Here is a 19,056-nt window from a genome sequence, read left to right on the forward strand (position 1 = left end):
TGTCCGAATTTGGCTGGGATGACGAAGAGATTGCCGACTTGCTTGATCTCATCCAAGACAAGTAAGGCATACAACCTGCCAGGAGGCGTCAAACGCCGGCGCCTCCTTTGGCAAATTTTTATGGGAGTGAGCAGGAGAAGATGAATAACATTGAAACGTATTATCCCGTTACTCCTTTGCAGCAGGGCCTCATTTTTCACAGTTTGCTGGAGCCGGAGTCCGGAGCCTACATCGTGCAGATGGGGTTGAAGCTGCAAGGTCCTCTGAATATTCCGCTGTTTGAACAAGCGTGGCAGTGCCTCGTTGACAGGCACGCGATTTTTCGCACCAGATTCGTTGGCGGAAAAGTAAAAGAATACGTCCAGGTCGTCTTGAAGGATTTGAAAATTTCCCTGGTCGAACACGATCTTATTCATCTTTCTTCCTCTGAACAAGAAGCGTTTCTGCACCATTTTGCCAAAGAAGACCGCAAACGCGGTTTCGATATCGAGCAAGCGCCGTTGATGCGGCTGAATGTGTTTCATTTGAACAGCGAAACGGTTCATTTTTTGTGGACATTGCACCATGTATTGATCGACGGATGGAGTATGCCGCTTGTTTTCGGGGAAGTGTTTGCGGCGTACGAGATGCTCAGCAAAGGGCAGCCGCTGAGCCTCCCTCCGGTCAGAGCTTACCGCGATTACATTGTCTGGCTGAAAAAGCAGGATTTGCAGCAGGCGGAAGCGTTTTGGCGCACGTATATGCAAGGTTTTACCGAAGCCACGCCGCTTTCGTTCGGACGAGCCTACAAAAATCCGTACCTCGATCAAAAACAGTATCGGGAGCTGGATTTGACCGTCAGCGAGCAAACTTCCAAAGCGCTGCAAACATTGGCTCGCCAGCACCGCCTGACGGTCAATACGATCGTGCAAGGCGCGTGGGCGCTGTTGTTGAATCGCTACAGCGGCCAGGATGACATCGTATTTGGAGCCACTGTCTCTGGACGCCCGGCTGACTTGCCCGGAGTCGAGACGATGATCGGCTTGTTTATCAATACATTGCCAGTCCGCGTGCAAGTCAACGCGGAAGAGAGCGTCATCAACTGGCTCAAAACGCTGCAACAGCAGCAAGCGGATTTTCGCCAGTATGAATATACGCCGCTTGTGGAAATCCAGGGGTGGAGCGACGTCCCGCGCGGCCAGTCGTTGTTTGAAAGTATTCTCGTTTTTGAAAACATGCCTGTCGGAAAATCGGGAGGCGGGGAAAGCGCCATCTCGATTGTGGACGTCTATTCCGAGGAGCAGACCAACTATCCGTTTACGCTGGTTGCGGCTTCAGGCAAAACGATCGACATCAAAGTCAAATTCGATGAAAGCCAGTTTGAGCTTGCGGCGATTGAGCGGGTAGTCGACCAGCTTCATTCGCTCTTGAGCTCGATTGCGAAAAACGCGAAGCAGCGGATTGGCGATCTGTCCCTGATCAGCGAGAGCGAGCGCCAACAAGTTTTGGTCGAGTGGAACCAGACGGCAGAGGATTACCCGAGCGGATTTTGCATTCACCAAGCTTTTGAACAGCAAGCAGAAAAGACGCCCGATGCAGTAGCGGTCGCCTATAAAAACAGAGAGCTGACCTACGCGCAGCTGAACGAGCGGGCAAACCAACTGGCGCATCGGCTTATCCGCAAAGGGGTCAAACCGGATACGCTCGTCGGCATTTGCCTGGAGCGTTCCCCGGAAATGATTATCGGAATACTCGGGGTCATGAAAGCGGGAGCCGCCTACGTGCCGATTGACCCGGCCCATCCGCAGGAACGCATCGCCTATATGGTTGCCGACTCACAAGCGAGCGTATTGCTGACCCAGCAGTCGCTGCTGGAGATTTTGCCAGTGACAGCCGCACACGTGATTTGCCTCGACAGCGATCTTTTGGCGGATGAACCTGTTGACAACGCGGCTTCCGAGGTGACGGAGCAAAACCTTGCTTACGTGATCTACACGTCCGGCTCTACCGGATTGCCAAAAGGGGTCATGATCGAGCACCACAGTGCGGTCAATTTGGCTTATGCGCTGATCGACGCTTTTGACATTCAGCCGACCAGCCGCGTTTTGCAATTCACCTCGTTCAGCTTTGACGTGTCAGTTTCCGAAGTTGTAATGGCTCTGCTCGCGGGTGCGACACTTGTCATCGAGGATCGGGAGTCGCTTTTGCCAGGCCCTGAACTGATTCAGGTTTTGCAAGAGCAACGCATTACAACCGTCTCCATGGTGTCTTCCGTTCTGGCGGCTTTGCCTGATGCTGATCTGCCTGACCTGCACACCTTGATTGTCGGCGGAGAAGCGCCGAGCCGCGAGCTTGTGGCACGCTATGCGCCAGGCCGTCAGTTTTTCAATTGCTACGGGCCGACAGAAGCAACCGTTTGCTCCACGATGATGCTCTGCCAGGCCGGGATGAACAACCCGCCGATTGGCCGCCCGATTGCCAACGCGACCGTGTACGTGTTGGATGCCAACCTCAATCCCGTTCCCGTCGGCGTGCCAGGGGAGCTGTACATCGGAGGCAAAGGCTTGGCTCGCGGCTACTGGAACCGCCCCGAGCTTACAGCCGAGAGCTTTATCCCGCATCCTTTTGGCGCAGCAGGCGAGCGGCTTTACCGGACAGGCGACCTCGTTCGCTACCGGCAAGACGGCAATCTCGAATTTTTGGATCGCATCGACCATCAGGTGAAAATTCGCGGCTACCGCATCGAATTGGGCGAGATTGAAAATGCAATCCGGCAGCACCCTGCCGTACAGGAGGCTGTCGTCATCGCCCGCGAAGAAAAAGCGGGAGACAAGCGTCTGGCCGCCTATCTGGTGGCAGCGGGAAAAGCACAGCCGCCCGCAGAGGAGATCGCGCTTTTTCTGAAAGAGACGCTGCCTGAATACATGGTTCCGGCTGGTGTTGTTTGGCTCGATGCCATTCCGCTCACCGTCAACGGAAAAGTAGATCGCCGCGCGCTGCCCGTCCCGGATTGGGGCCAGCTTTCCACGAAGCGGGAGTATGTGGCGCCGCGCACGCCTACAGAGGAAATGGTAGCCAACATCTGGTCGCAAGTGCTTTCGGTAGAGCGGGTCGGCAGCTTCGACGACTTTTTCGAGCTTGGCGGGCATTCGCTGTTGGCTACGCAAACCGTTTCCCGTCTGAAAGAAGCGTTTGGCGTCGATTTGCCGCTGCGTGTGCTGTTTGAATGCTCGACAGTGAACAAGCTGAGCGAATGGATCGCGGCTGCTGGCGAAGACAAATCTGGGCTGTCGCGCATCCCGCTCGTTCCCGTTTCCCGCGATCGGCATTTGCCGCTTTCTTTTGCCCAACAGCGCTTGTGGTTCTTTGATCGGTTGATGCCAAACAGTGCGCTCTACAACATCCCGACAGCCGTACGCTTGCAAGGGGAGCTGGATATGGACGCTCTGGAGCAAAGCTTGCAGACGATCATCCAGCGTCACGAAAGCTTGCGCACGACGTTCACGGACCATAACGGAGAAGCCGTGTCGGTGATTCACCCCGAGATCGACTGGAAGCTGGAACGGATCGATCTGCGCGAACGGTCGGAGGAAATGCGCAATGAAGCAGGACTGCGCTTGGCGAAAGAGGAGGCGAACAGGCCGTTTGACCTCGTCACAGGCCCGCTCATGCGCGCGACGATCATCCAGACAGACGAGCGTGATTTCATCTTCCTGTTAAATGTGCATCATATCATCGCCGATGGCTGGTCGGCAGGCATTTTGATCCGTGAATTGTTCCATTGCTATCAGGCGTTTGCCAAGGCGGAAGCTCCGCAACTGGCTGAATTGCCGATTCAATACGCCGATTATGCTTACTGGCAGCGCGAATGGCTCACAAGCGATGTTTTGGACGAGCAACTGTCGTACTGGCGGGCGAAGCTTGGGGGAGCAGAACCGCTGCTTGCCTTGCCGACAGATCGTCCTCGTCCCGCTGTGCAGTCTTATGCAGGCAGCAGCATCTCGTTGCTGTTCGATGACGAGCTGAGAGCGAATCTCCTTGCCTTGAGCAAAAGGGAAGGAACGACGCTGTTCATGACGCTGCTCGCAGCCTTCCAAGTGTTCCTGTACCGCTATACAGGCCAGGACGACATTCTCGTCGGCACGCCGGAAGCGGGCCGCAGTCGCCAGGAGACAGAAGGATTGATCGGCTTTTTCATCAACACACTCGTCATGCGAACCGACTTGTCAGGCGAGCCGAGCTTCAAAGAAGTGCTTGCCCGCGTGCGGGAGACGGCTTTGGGCGCGTATGCCCATCAAGACTTGCCTTTTGAAAAGCTGGTCGACGAGTTGAACGTGGAGCGCAGCCTGAGCTACTCGCCGCTGTTCCAGGTGATGTTTGTCCTGCAAAACATTCCGGTTCAGGCAGACGCGCTGGATGGAATCCGCATTTTGCCGCTGGAAGGCAGCCAGCAGGTGGAGACGACCAAGTTCGATCTCACCTTGACGATGGCAGAAGCGGCAAACGGTTTGGCGGCGACGTTCGAGTACAACACGGCGCTGTTTGAGCGAAGTACGGTGGAGCGGATGATCGGGCACTTTAGCTCGTTGCTGAAAGCCGTTGCTGCCAATGCGAACCAGGCGATCACTGCTTTGCCGCTGATGAGCGAAGTGGAGGAGCAGCAACTGGTCCTGGAATGGAACGATACGGCTGTGGCCTACTCCACGGAGCAGCTTGTCCATGAGCTGGTGGCACAAGTGGCCCGCGACATGCCAGACCAGCCTGCTGTCGTCACGCGTGATCAACTCCTGACGTACGGACAACTGGAAGCCAAAGCGAACCAGTTGGCGCACTATTTGCAAAAGCAAGGCGTGGGTCGAGGCAGTCTGGTCGGCATTTGCGTCGAGCGTTCTGTCGAGATGGTCATCGGGCAGCTGGCGATCATGAAAGCGGGAGCTGCCTACATTCCGATGGACCCGGCGTATCCGAAAGAGCGTCTCGCCTTCATGATGCACGATGCGAGCATGGCGATTGTGCTTACGCAAGCAAAACTCAGGCAAAAACTGCCCGCAGACACGAGTCGGCTGATTTGCCTGGACGCCGATTGGGAGACGATTGCGCAAGAGCCTACAGCAGCTCTGGTCAACACAACTGCCGCAAGCGACCTGGCCTACGTCATCTACACATCCGGTTCGACAGGCACGCCAAAAGGAGTCGAGATCGAGCACGCCGCTCTCTTGAATCTGATTTTCTGGCATCAGCGGGCGTATGATGTTACGGCGACAGACCGGGCATCGCAAATTGCAGGGACAGCTTTTGACGCATCCGTCTGGGAAATTTGGCCTTATGTAACAAAAGGAGCCACCTTGTATTTGCCGGAGGAGGAAATCCGGCTTGTCCCGGAAAAACTGCGTGACTGGCTCGTCGCTTCGAACATTACCGTAAGCTTTTTGCCGACGCCGCTGACGGAGAGCATGCTCGCTTTGGAGTGGCCGGGCGATACTGCGCTTCGCTACATGCTGACAGGCGGAGACAAGCTGCATCACTACCCGTCAGAGAAGATTCCGTTCACTCTCGTAAACCAATACGGCCCTACTGAAAATACGGTCGTGGCGACGGCGGGCATCGTTCCGAAAGAGGCAGGGCAAACGGCCGCTCCCACGATTGGCCGTCCGATCGACAACGTTCAGGTGTACATTCTCGATGCCCATAGGCAGCCTGTTCCTGTAGGCGTTTCCGGTGAACTGTACATCGGCGGAAGTTCCCTTGCGCGCGGTTACCTGAATCGTCCCGATTTGACGCAAGAGCGCTTTGTCGCTCATCCGTTCACGGAGAAAGCAGGGGCACGTCTCTATCGCACAGGGGATTTGGTGCGTTACTTGCCGGACGGCAGTATCGAGTTCATCGGTCGTGCCGACGATCAGACGAGCATTCGCGGATTCCGTGTGGAGCTGGGAGAAGTGGAGACGGCAATTGTTGCCTTGCCAGCGGTAAAAGAAGCGGTCGTCACCGTTTGCACCGACAAGCAAGGGACGAAGCGCCTGGCTGCCTACCTCGTTTTGGAGGAAGGGGCGGCGCTTGCGACAGGCGATATTCGCAAAGCGCTCAAGGAAACATTGCCGGATTACATGGTTCCGGCATTTTTCACCCAGCTGGCGTACTTGCCGCTCACGCCAAACGGCAAGGTAGACCGTAAAAATTTGCCCGCGCCGGATTTCCAGCGTCCGGAGCTGGAAGGAGAGTTCGTCTCGCCTTCGACAGAAAAAGAACGGCGCTTGGCGGCCATCTGGAAAGACGTGCTCGGGATCGAACAAATCGGGATACACGACAATTTCTTCGAGCTGGGCGGCGACTCGATTCTCAGCATCCAGATCGTGTCCCGCGCGAATCAGGCAGGGTTGTCGCTTGCGCCGAAGCAGCTGTTCGAATACCAGACGATCGCGGAACTGGCGGAGATCGTGGAGGAAAAAGCAGCGGTGCAAGCGGAACAAGGAGCCGTCACAGGCGAGCTGCCGCTTTTGCCGATCCAGAAGTGGTTCTTCCAGCTTCCTTTGGCAAACCGCGATCATTGGAACCAGTCCGTGCTGCTTTCCATTCAGGCTGGCATCGATCCTGCGGCGCTGAAACAAGCGGTCGGACAGTTGATGTTCCAGCACGATGCTTTCCGCATGCGCTATACACAAAGCGAAAGCGGCTGGCTGCAAGCGATGGATGCGCCAAGCGAGACGATTCCGTTTCGCGTGGAAGATTTGTCCCAGCTGGCACCAGAGGAACAATCCAGTGCCATCGAAGCGATTGCCAACGAGACGCAGACGCAACTGAATTTGCGTGCCGGGCAAGTCGTGCAAACCATCTACTTCCATCTCGGAAAAGAGGTGCCGGGCCGCCTCCTGATCGTCGCCCATCACCTGGTTGTAGACGGCGTGTCGTGGCGGATCATCCTCGAAGACTTGCAGCATGCCTATCAGCAAATTGCCGCAGGTCAAGAGGTGAAGCTGCCAGCGAAAACTACGTCCTACAAAGAGTGGGCGCAAGAACTGGAGCGCTACGCGCATTCCGAAGCGTTCAAGCATGAAAAAAGCTATTGGCTGTCCAAGTCCTCCGTCCATTCGGCTGAACTGCCCGTAGACATGCCAGATAGTGCGGAAAATACGGAAGCGACAGTCAAGTCCGTTCATTTTTCCTTGACCGTCGAAGAGACGAAAGCACTTTTGCAGCAGGTGCCGCAAGCGTACCGTACCCAGATCAACGACGTCTTGCTGGCCGCTTTGGCCAAGGCGCTCGGTCAGTGGACGGGCAAACGTTCGGTGTTCGTCAACGTCGAAGGACACGGACGCGAAGAACTGGCGGAACATCTGGATTTGTCCCGCACCGTCGGCTGGTTCACCAGCATGTATCCGGTACACCTGCAATGGGACGAGACATTTTCGGTGAGACGGGCGCTTTTGACAACGAAAGAAGAACTGCGCGCCATCCCGAACAAAGGACTTGGCTACGGCGTGCTCCGCTACCTCCATGCGGAACCGGAGATCGTCGATGCCATATCCCGCATACAAGCCGACGTATTGTTCAACTACATGGGCAAAATCGATCAGATCGTCGGCAGCGATTCCTTGTTTGGCTCGGCACCTGAGTCCAGCGGAGCGAATCTTTGCCCGAGCGCGCAAAGGCATCACCTGCTCGACGTAAACAGCGTAGTGGCAGGGGAACAGCTCCACGTGACTTGGCGGTACAGCGAGAAGCTTCATCGAGAGAGTACGATTGCGGCAGTAGCGGAGAGCTTCATGGCTGCCTTGCGCGAGATTGTCGCCCATTGCACACTGCCGGAAGCAGGAGGGTACTCCCCGTCCGACTTCCCGTTGGCTGTCTTGGAACAAAAGCAGATCGACAAACACATCGGTTTCGACCGGCAAATCGAGGATGTGTACACGTTGTCTCCGCTTCAGCAAGGGATGCTGTTCCATTCCTTGTACAGCCAGGACAGCGGCGATTACGTCGTGCAATTTGCGGTCACGTTCCAAAACCTGGACGTGTCTGTCCTGGAAAAAGCGTGGCAAAACGTGCTGGATCGCCACTCCATTTTGCGGACGCACTTCGTTTGGGAAGGACTGAGCGAGCCGCACCAGGTCGTGCGAAAAGACGTGAAAGTCACGCTCACCAAGGAAGACTGGCGCCACCTGCAAGCAGATGTGCAGGACGAGATGCTGGCAGCTTTTCTGGAAGAAGACCGCAGACGCAGCTTCGATATTGCGCAAGCGCCATTGTCTCGCTGGGTCGTCTTCCAGACCAAAGACGAGGAGTATCGCTTCGTCTGGAGCTTCCATCACGTTTTGCTTGACGGTTGGAGCGTTCCGATCGTGTTGAACGAACTGCTTGCCCACTATGCTGCAATCAGCGAGGGGCGAGAAGGAAAGCTTGTGCCTTCGCAGCCGTTCTCCCAGTACATTGCCTGGCTGAAGCGCCAGGATAGGGAAAAAGCGAAGCCATTCTGGACAGATCAGCTAAAAGGCTTCCACGAGCCGACTTCTTTGGGAATGGGCAAAAATGTTGCCGCTTCGCAGCAGAAGCAGTACAAGGAGCAAAGCGTCCTTTTGTCAGAGGAAGCGACCGAGCATTTGCAAAGCTTCACGCGCGAGCATCAGCTGACGCTCAATACACTCGTGCAAGGGGCATGGGGCTGGATTTTGGGAAGCTACAGCGGGGAAGAGGAAGTGCTTTTCGGGGCGACAGGTTCAGGGCGTCCGGCTGACCTTCCCGGTGTCGAGACGATGGTCGGTTCGTTCATCAATACGCTGCCTGTGCGGGTTCCGTTGCAGACAGATGCGACCTTGCTTGCCTGGCTGAAAGACTTGCAGCGACGACAGTTGGAAATTCGCGAGTACGAATACACGCCGCTGTTCGACATCCAGGGCTGGAGTGAACTGCCGCGCGGGTCTGCGCTGTTTGAATCGATTCTCGTGTTTGAGAACTATCCGACTGTGCAAGCAGCCAAAAAAGGCGAAGACGAGGCTGCATCTGCGACATCCGGCGTTTCTCTGGAAATTCACGATGTAGCAGCTGTGGAGCAAACGAACTATCCGCTGACGTTGGTCGCAGCGCCAGGCAAACAAGTGGCGTTCAAGTTGAAGTATGACCAGGATCGCTTCGATGACGCCATGATCGAGCGCGTGTTGAATCAGATGACCCGTCTGATGGTCTATATGAGCAAATCGCCGGAGCTGCGTCTGAATGACGTCGCGTTGATGGATGAAGACGAGCGCAAGCAGGTACTGATCGACTGGAACCGCACGGAAAAAGAGTATCCGCGCGAGCTTTGCCTCCATCACGCCTTTGAACAGCAAGCGGCGAAAACGCCCGACAACATTGCGCTTGAATACAAAGAGCAAAGCTTGAGCTACGCCGGACTGAACGAGCGAGCAAACCAGCTGGCTCATCTGCTGATTGCCCAAGGCGTTAAGCCTGACACGACTGTAGCGATTTGCGTGGAGCGCTCCATGGAAATGATCATCGGCATTCTCGGTGTGCTGAAAGCGGGAGCTGCCTATGTCCCGATTGATCCTGCGCATCCCGAAGAACGGATCGCCTACATGCTGGATGACTCGCAAGCGGTCGTCGTGCTGACCCAAGCGGGACTTGCGGACAAGTTCACGCAAGCGGCAGCTCCGGTCATTTGCCTGGGCGAGAAGCTGTTCGCGGATCGTGCGCATGTAGACGTGGACAACATTCAGACGGATGTTGCGTCCACGAATCTCGCTTATGTCATCTACACATCAGGTACGACCGGGCTGCCAAAAGGGGTAGCTGTCGAGCATCGCAGTGCGATGAACATGGTGCAGGCGTACATCGCCTATTTCGGATTGGACGAATCCAGTCGCGTCCTGCAATTCACCTCATTCAGCTTCGACGTCTCCGTTTCGGAAATTTGGCAGGCGCTGCTTTCAGGCGGGACGCTAGTCATTGAAGATCGCGAGTCGCTGTTGCCAGGGCCGGACCTCGTCCGCACGTTGCGCGAGCGCCGCATCAGCAAAGTATCGATGGCATCCTCCTTGCTGGCTTCGCTACCTGTGGCGGAATACCCGGATCTCGCCGTGCTGGAAGTAGGGGGAGATGCTTGCAGCCGCGAACTGGTTGCCCGTTATGCAACAGGACGAAAATTTTTCAACTGCTACGGCCCGACCGAAGCGACGGTCGGTACCGTGATCAAACAGTTGACGCTTGACGACGATACCCCGACAATCGGCCGCCCGTTCCCGAACACCAAGCTGTACGTGCTGGATCAAAACCGCAAGCCCGTTCCTGTCGGCGTACCGGGAGAGCTGTACATCGGCGGCGAGTGCCTGGCGCGCGGATATTGGAACCGCCCCGAGCTTACAGCGGAGCGTTTTGTCGCCAATCCATTCGGACAACCGGGCGAACGGCTTTACCGGACTGGCGACCTCGTGCGCTACCTGCCGGATGGCAACGTCGACTACCTCGGCCGTTTCGACGATCAGGTAAAAATTCGCGGCTATCGCATCGAGCTGGGCGAAATCGCAGAGGCGCTCAGACAGCACGCAGCGATCCGTGAAGCAGTCGTGCTTGCGCGAGAAGTGCGACCGGGTGACAAGCGTTTGGCTGCCTATTTGACCAGCGCCGCCGAGCAAGAATTGTCCGTGGACGAGATCAAGCAATGGCTCAAGGAAAAGCTGCCAGACTACATGGTTCCGGCGAGCTACACGTGGCTTCCGGCCATTCCGCTGAACGTGAACGGAAAAGTCGATCGCAAAGCGTTGCCAGCTCCTGATTGGGGGCAAATCACGGCTGCGTACGTCGCTCCGCGCAACCCGCTGGAAGAAATGATCGCCAACGTCTTCGCAGAAGTGCTCGCCGTGGAAAAAGTCGGGATCGACGACAACTTTTTCGAGCTGGGCGGTCACTCCTTGCTTGCGACGCAGACGGTTTCTCGCCTGCGGGAAATCGTTGGCGTGGAACTGCAACTGCGCACGTTGTTTGAACACCCGACAGTCGCCGGGCTTGGCGAACAGCTGGAGCTGCTCACGAAGCAGTCATCCCGCAAGCTCGCGCCACCGATTGGAAAAGTATCCCGCAAGGAGCCGCTGCCTTTGTCCTTTACGCAGCAGCGCTTGTGGTTCCTGGAGCAATTTACGCAAAACAGCTCGATCAACAACATTCCGTCTTTCCTGCGCATCCAGGGCGAGCTCGACGTGGCCGCTTGGGAAGCGAGCTTTTCCGCGATCATTTTGCGCCACGAAAGCTTGCGAACCAGCTTCGAGGTTCGGGACGGCCGACCTGTGCAGGTCATTCAGCCGCATGGCGATTGGGCAATGACCCGGATCGATCTGCGTGCGCTGGAGCCTGCCGAACGGGAAGCGGAAATCAAGCGCCTGGCAGAACAGGCGATTGTCCAGCCATTTGACTTGACCAAAGGGCCGCTGCTCCGGGCGAGTCTGGTTCAGCTCGATGCCAACGACTTCGTTTTCCTGTTCGTCATGCACCACATTGCGTCAGACGGATGGTCGATGGGAATTTTGCTGAGTGAGCTTATGACCAACTACAAGGCTTTTCGTCAGGGAGAAGCGTCACCGCTTGGGGAATTGCCGATCCAGTACGCGGATTTCGCCGTCTGGCAACGGGAATGGCTGAGCGGAGAAGTTCTCGCTGAACAGCTCGGCTACTGGCGAGAAAAATTGAAGGGCAGCGAGCCGCTTTTGCAACTGCCGACAGACCGCCCGCGCCCGCCCGTCCAGACGTACGAAGGGGAGAAAATGTCCGTCCAGTTTGGAGCGGAGCTTTTGGAACAATTGCAAAGCCTGAGCCGAAAAGAAGGGGCAACCTTGTTCATGACGCTCTTTGCCGCGTTCCAAACTTTGCTGTACCGCTACACCAACCAGGACGACATTCTCGTCGGAACGCCGATTGCCGGACGCAACAAGCAAGAGACGGAGCAGTTGATCGGCTACTTCATCAATACACTCGTCCTGCGCACGGACATGTCCGGCCACCCGAGCTTCCGCGAGTTGCTTGCGCGCGTTCGCGAAACCGCGCTGGAAGCTTATGCGCATCAGGATGTTCCGTTTGAAAAACTGCTGGACGAGCTGCAACTGGAGCGCAGCATGAGCTACTCTCCGCTGTTCCAGGTGATGTTTATTTTGCAAAACATCCCGGTACAGGCTGAACCTGCTGGCGACATTCAACTGAGCAGCTTTGACCTTGAGCTGGGCGCTGTCACCTCGAAGTTCGACATGACGGTGACGATGGTGGAAACACCGGACGGATTGCTTGCCACGCTAGAGTACAACAAGGCTCTGTTTGACAGCAGCACGATCACTCGCATGGTCGAGCACTTCCACAAGCTGATGGAAGAGATCGTAGCGAACCCGGATCAGTCGATTACGTTGCTTCCGCTTATGCGCGAGGAAGAGGAGCAGTTGCTGATCACCGAGTGGAACCGCACGGAAGTACCGTATTCGCGGGAAAAATGCGTCCATGAAATGATCGAGGAAATGGTGAGCAAAGCACCGGACAGCATCGCCCTGATCGTGGGTGAGCAGCGCGTAACGTACGGCGAGTTGAACAGGCAGGCGAACCAACTGGCGCACTATTTGCGCAAGCAAGGAGTTGGCCCGGAAGTGCTCGTCGGCATATGCGCAGAGCGGACAGTCGAAATGATGATCGGACTTTTGGCGATCCTCAAGGCTGGCGGCGCTTATGTGCCTATCGATCCGGCGTATCCGGCAGAGCGGATTGCCTACATCATCGGGCATTCGCAAATTCCGGTTCTGCTTACGCAAGAACATCTGCTGCCGACGCTGCCTGAGCACCAGGCCAACGTCATTTGCCTGGATCGCGATTGGGCAACGGTAGCGGTTGAGTCCGAGGAAAATCCAGGCAAGCTTGCGACCTCCGACAATTTGATCTACGTCATTTACACATCAGGCTCTACCGGCAATCCAAAAGGGGTAGCACTGGAACACCGCAGCGTGATTTACTTCCTCTCTTGGGCGCATGACACTTATACGCCTGAGGAGATGAGCGGCGTCCTGTTCTCCACATCGATCTGCTTCGACTTGTCTGTGTACGAGATGTTTGCCACCTTGACCATGGGCGGCAAAGTGATCATGGCGGAAAATGCCTTGCAACTGCCAGCCTTGCCAGCAGCCGATCAGGTGACGCTCGTCAATACAGTGCCATCGGCCGCGACAGAGCTTGTCCGCATGAAGGGCATACCCGCTTCGGTGCGAGTCATCAACTTGTGCGGCGAGCCGCTTTCCAACAGGCTGGCACAAGAGCTGTACGCCTTCCCGCACGTGGAAAAAGTGTTCAATCTGTACGGGCCGACGGAGGATACCGTTTACTCCACACACGCGATCGTGACAAAAGGAGCGACGAACGAACCGCTAATCGGCAGACCACAGTTCAATACGCACGTCTTCGTGCTGGACAGCCACCGCAAGCCTGTGCCAGTAGGGGTGCCGGGGGAATTGTACCTCAGCGGTTCCGGCTTGGCGCGCGGCTACTTGCACCGTCCCGATCTGACCGCAGAACGTTTTGTGCAAAATCCGTTCCGCGAACCGGGAGCGAGAATGTACCGGACTGGCGACCTCGTGCGCTACTTGCCGGACGGAAATCTCCAGTTTGTCGGCCGCGTCGATTACCAGGTGAAAATCCGTGGCTATCGCATCGAGCTGGGCGAAATCGAGTCCGTGCTGAACCGCTTCCCGGGCGTCAAAGAGGTCGTGCTGCTCGCCCGCGAAGACCGGGAAGGCGACAAGTGCCTGGTTGCGTACATCGTGTTCGAGGCCGATTGCACAAGCAAGATTCACGATCTGAATCACTTTTTGGCCGACAAGCTGCCAGCGTACATGATTCCGCAGCATTACATGATTTTGGACAGCTTGCCGAAGACGCCAAATGGCAAGCTCGATCGCAAAGCGCTGCCGAAGCCGGAATACGACCGCTCGGAAGCGGGAGTCGAATACGTCGCGCCGCAAACGCCAGTGGAAATCATGCTGCACGCGCATTGGGCTGCGGTGCTGGAAATGGAAACGATCGGCGTGCACGACAATTTCTTTGAGATCGGCGGACACTCGCTGCTCGCTACGCAACTGATTTTTAAAGTGCGCGAAGAGCTGCAACTGGAAGTGCCGTTGCGCATCTTGTTCGAGACGCCGACGATCGCGGGGATGGCCAAGACGATCGAGGAAATTATCAAACACGGTTTGACGTCCGTTTCCCAGGAGATCGACGCCAAAGGTCTTCAGGATGAAGTCGCGCTCGATCCGGCGATTTTGGCCGAACAGCCGTACGAAGGCGACCCGAGCCAGTTCCAGGCGGCGTTATTGACAGGAGCTACAGGCTTCCTCGGAGCCTTCCTGCTGCGCGACCTGTTGCAGATGACAGATGCAGACATTTACTGCCTCGTTCGCGCTTCTGGCGAAGAAGAAGGACTGGCCCGCCTGCGCAAAACGTTGCAGCTGTACGAGCTGTGGGATGAAGCTCAGGCACACAGAATCATTCCGGTAATCGGCGATTTGGCTCAGCCGCGACTCGGGCTGTCTGCCGGGCAGTTTGACGCGCTGGCCGCAACAGTCGATGTCATCTACCACAACGGCGCCTTGGTCAACTTCGTTTATCCGTACGCCGCCTTGAAAAAGGCAAACGTCATCGGCACGGAGGAAATTATTCGCCTGGCTGCGGCCAAAAAGACCAAGCCTGTCCACTTCGTCTCGACGATTTTCACCTTTGCCTCGGAGGAAGGCGAGGAATCCGTCGCGGTTCGCGAGGAAGACATGCCGGAGAACAGCCGCATCCTCACTTCCGGCTATACGCAGAGCAAATGGGTCGCCGAGCACATCGTCAACCTGGCTCGCCAGCGCGGTATTCCGACAGCGATCTACCGTTGCGGCCGGATGACGGGCGACAGCGAAACAGGGGCATGCCAAAAAGACGACCTGATGTGGAGAATTGCCGCCGGAATCATCGATTTGGGCAAAGCTCCTGACATGAGCGGCGATTTGGACATGATGCCAGTCGATTTTGCAAGTAAAGGAATCGTTCACCTCTCCATGACCGAGCACAGCGTGAACAGCAACTTCCACCTGCTCAATCCGAACGCAACCGATTACGACGACTTGATCGCAGCCATCGAGAACAAAGGCTTTGAGCTGGAACGAGTCACGATGGACGAATGGATCGAAGCCGTGCAGGAAGACGCGAAGGACAAAGGCATGGACGCCAACTCGGCCGCACCGCTCGGCAATCTGTTCTCGGACGGTCACAGCAGCAGGGGCAGCGTCGTTTACGTCGGCAATAAAACGACTCGTCTGTTGCGCCAGGCTGACATCGAGTGCCCGGAAATCGACGAAGAAGTGTTTGCGAAAGTTCTCGATTACTTTGCCAGAACCGGTCAATTGCGTGTGACACAAAATACACGGAACTGACACAAAAACAGTCCACCCGACATCTCAATACAGGATGTTGGGTGGAAAAAAATGAAATTAATGGTAAACTTTAAATAACTATAAAATTTGGAGGTTTTATCCATGGAAGTAGATATGCAGCTCCTCGCTCCGCTGATTGGGATTCAATTGCTCCTGATGGTGATCGCCCTGATTGATCTTGTTCGCCGCGATGCAGGGAGAGTGGCGGGCGGAAAAAAATGGCCGTGGGCGCTCGGCATCATCTTTATCAATACGTTGGGGCCTATTGTGTATTTCTTTGTCGGCCGAAAAGACTAGCCCAAGAAACGAAGAAAGGGTTGACCTTCTTTGCGAGTAATCGAATGCGACGGCCTCACCAAGGAATACAAGGACCATAAAGCGCTCAAGAACGTTACTTTTTCCATCGACAATATCGGCTGCATCGGGTTCCTCGGGGGAAATGGCGCGGGGAAAACGACGACGATTCGCGTTTTGACTGGCCTGGCCGCACCGACAGCCGGAAAAGTGAAAGTGGTCGGCTACGACGTCGTAACCGAACGCAACAAAGTTACCAGTGAAGTAGGCTACTGCCCGCAAATTCCTGCCTTTTACAACTACATGACAGCAGTGGAGTGGATGCACTGGGTTGGCAAACTGTACGGATTGGACAAGCATACGATTGCGCAGCGCACGGATGAACTGCTGGAACTGTGCGGAATTAATGAAGCGCGCAATCGTCCGATCAGCGGCTACAGCGGGGGAATGAAGCAGCGTCTGGGAATTGCCCAGGCGCTGATCCACAACCCGAAGCTGCTCGTCCTCGACGAACCCGTTTCCGCTCTCGACCCCATGGGGCGGCATGACGTCTTGCTCCTGATCGAAAAGCTGAAACGGCACATGACGGTCTTCATGTCGACACACATCCTGGATGACGTCGAGAGAATCGCCGATCATATCGTGATCATCAAGGACGGCACGGTGCTTTTGTCATCCAGTCTGGAGGAGCTGCGGGCCAGCCATGTAGAGCCGTTGATCGAGTTCAAGCTGGATCAGGAGGACATCGATTTGGCGGACGTGCTGGACGGGCTTGCCTGGGTGAAAGAGTGGAGTCAGGATGGCGGCGTTTACAAGGTTTTCGCCAATGACATGCCGCAAGCCAAGGCTCGTCTGCCGCACATCGTTCTGGAATCTGGCGGGACGCTTGCGTATTATCGCCTGTCGGCATTGACCCTTCAGGATATTTTCCTCAAGGTGGTGAACAACGGATGACTTCCTACCCGATGATCCGCAAAGAATTTCATGAATTGATGAAGACCTACAAAATTCTCATCGTCCCGATCGTGTTTATCGCTTTGATGATCACGCAGCCGATCACGATGAAAATGCTGCCGGAAATTTTGGCCAATTCTACGGGACTGCCAAAAGGGACGGTCATCAATATCCCCACCCCGTCTGCTCCGGAAGTGCTCTCGACGGCGATCAGCAAATTCAGCTCGCTGGGCACGTTCGTGCTGATTCTCGTCGCGATGGGAACGATTGCCGGAGAAAAAGCGTCCGGCGTCGCCTCCATGGTATTCGTCAAGCCAGTCAGCCGGGCCAAGTATTACCTCGCCAAAGCCGTCACTTATTACGCCTTGACCATCGGCAGCATGCTGATCGGAATCGGGATCACCGCATACTACACGCAGCTGCTTTTCGGCCAACTCGATTGGGCGCACGTGTGGCTCGGTACGCTCCTTTACATACCGAACTTATTGCTTGTCGTAACGACGACAATTTGCGCCTCCAGCTTTTTCAACAACGCTGTCGGCGCTGGCGGGGCCTCGCTGCTTTTCAACATCGTGATTTTTACCGTGCCGCAGTTTCTCGGCAAGTTTTTGGACATGGTGTCACCGGGCGGACTGACAAACGCCGCGATCATGATGATCCAGGAAAACTCGACAATTGCCGAAGCCGCCATTACAGCTGTGCCGGGGCTTGCAGGCGTCTTGACGCTCAACTTCGTCTTTTTCTTCATGGGCTGGTACTTGCTGGAACGATCTGAAATCTAGGTGGGGGGCATCGCTGTGGAACACTTTTGGCTAATCTGGGTGATCAGCGTCTTGTGCGCTCTAGGGATCATCCCGATTCAGTTCAGAACGATTCGCCAGCAAGTGCAGCTGCAAGCAGAGATGCATCCTGCCAGCAACAGCAAGGTTCCGCCAGTGCCTGTCATGGTTGCGCTGACGATGATTCAGACCTGCGTCATTCTCGCTATCGCGACTGCTGCAGGCTTGTGGCTCCTGCCTGCAACTGAGCTTCGGCTGTTTGTGCTCGATCACTGGTCGTCCGGGGCGGCGCTGCCTTTTTCCATGCAAAGCTTTTGGGCGGTGTCGCTTGGATCGGGCATCGCAGTAGGACTCGTGGTCAAATGGCTGGACCACTGCTTTTTCCAGCCGCACATGATGGCGAAAAGAGGCAAGGAGCCGATCTCGTCGCGGCTGCTCGGTGTCCTCTCGTCTTTTTACGGAGGGTTCTGCGAAGAAGTGCTCATGCGGCTCGGCGTCATGACGGTTGTCGTATTTTTGGCACAGAAGCTCGGTCTTGCAGACACCGCCTACTGGCTGGGCATTGGGGTTGCGGCTCTCGCTTTTGCTTGCGCCCACCTCCCGGCGAATTTCATGACGTACGGAAAAGGCAAAGTCGTCACGCTGTGGACACTGCTTTTGAACGGCATCATGGGCATCCTGTTTGGCTGCCTGTTCTGGCAATACGGCTTGGAAGCTGCCATCATCAGTCATTTCAGCGCAGATATCGTGCTGCATGTGATTTTCAAAAAAAGCAGAAAGTAGGGAAGCAAATGCTCGTAGTAACAACCGAAAACATTCCAGGTTATCGCATCGTTGAAGTGAAAGGAACGACATTCGGCCTGATCGTTCGCGCGCGAGGAATCGGCGGAGACATCATGGCTGGGCTGCGTTCTGTCGTCGGCGGAGAAATCAAGGAATATACCGTTCTGTTGGAAGATGCGCGCAAACAGGCGCTCGATCGCATGATCAAAAACGCCAACGCGATGGGAGCAAACGCTGTCGTCATGTTCCGCTACGACTCGGGAAGCATGGGGAACATGGGCGAAGTCGTCGCGTACGGCACAGCGGTCGTCGTTGAAAAGGTGTAGTGGATGATTTTTTTCGTCTATTACCTCATTTTTCAGGTCGTGCTCCTGCTCGTTCTGTTGATCTTGTCGAAAATCAAGGACAAGCGGCTGCACGAAGACCATGGAGAAGAAATCCCGCCCGGATTTGAGTGGACGAACGAAGTGAATATCGACCCCGTCTCGCAGGAAAAGCGCCGCGTCTACTACAATCCGAAGACAGGGGATCGGTATTACCGGATTGAGAAATGATTGGTTTGGATAGATTTCCGGTTGGAAAGAGCGGTCTTTTTGCAGGCTGGTTTGTTGAGGAACCCCGTGGGTAAACGGGGTTTCTTTTTTTATGGGTTATTTTCTACAAGTCGTTTTTGTCGAAAAAATTCTATTAATGTCGAAAAAACGACTTTTAAGTAAATTCCTGTTGAACCAAATTTTTAAAAATAATATAATTCGCCTGAATGCAACAGGAATATTTTCCTATATTTGCTTTTTTATCAATTTAAACCAACTATTGGCGAAAAGGAGTGGGAGCCATTGGACTGCTGA

The 19,056-nt window shown here is 55.5% G+C and carries 7 protein-coding genes; all 7 read left to right on the plus strand.

Annotation, left to right across the window (positions count from 1 at the left end):
- Window positions 1-140: 140 nt before the first annotated feature.
- Window positions 141-15,398: a linear gramicidin non-ribosomal peptide synthetase LgrD gene (gene lgrD / locus HP435_RS14435; RefSeq protein WP_173598775.1), complete on the plus strand. Its 15,258-nt coding sequence runs from the start codon at window positions 141-143 to the stop codon at window positions 15,396-15,398.
- A 102-nt stretch (window positions 15,399-15,500) separates the two neighbouring features.
- Entirely contained in the window at window positions 15,501-15,695 is a 195-nt protein-coding gene (locus HP435_RS14440; protein WP_063231004.1) for a PLD nuclease N-terminal domain-containing protein, read from the plus strand.
- Window positions 15,696-15,725: 30 nt separating this feature from the next.
- Window positions 15,726-16,646: an ABC transporter ATP-binding protein gene (locus HP435_RS14445; RefSeq protein ID WP_122963280.1), complete on the plus strand. Its 921-nt coding sequence runs from the start codon at window positions 15,726-15,728 to the stop codon at window positions 16,644-16,646.
- On the plus strand, window positions 16,643-17,428 hold the full coding sequence (locus tag HP435_RS14450) for an ABC transporter permease (RefSeq protein WP_173598776.1): 786 nt from the start codon (window positions 16,643-16,645) through the stop codon (window positions 17,426-17,428). The genes HP435_RS14445 and HP435_RS14450 overlap by 4 nt, the downstream gene beginning before the upstream one ends.
- Window positions 17,429-17,443: 15 nt before the next feature.
- The gene (locus tag HP435_RS14455) at window positions 17,444-18,208 is read left to right on the plus strand and encodes a CPBP family intramembrane glutamic endopeptidase (protein ID WP_173598777.1); all 765 of its coding nucleotides are present in this window, start codon (window positions 17,444-17,446) and stop codon (window positions 18,206-18,208) included.
- 8 nt (window positions 18,209-18,216) lie between these two features.
- Window positions 18,217-18,534, plus strand: a complete 318-nt coding sequence (locus HP435_RS14460) for a heavy metal-binding domain-containing protein (protein ID WP_122963277.1) — start codon at window positions 18,217-18,219, stop codon at window positions 18,532-18,534.
- Between the two features lie 3 nt (window positions 18,535-18,537).
- Window positions 18,538-18,762: a hypothetical protein gene (locus HP435_RS14465; protein WP_063230999.1), complete on the plus strand. Its 225-nt coding sequence runs from the start codon at window positions 18,538-18,540 to the stop codon at window positions 18,760-18,762.
- Window positions 18,763-19,056: the final 294 nt, after the last annotated feature.

It is taken from the genome of Brevibacillus sp. HD3.3A (assembly GCF_013284375.2).
In the GTDB taxonomy this organism is placed as follows: domain Bacteria; phylum Bacillota; class Bacilli; order Brevibacillales; family Brevibacillaceae; genus Brevibacillus; species Brevibacillus parabrevis.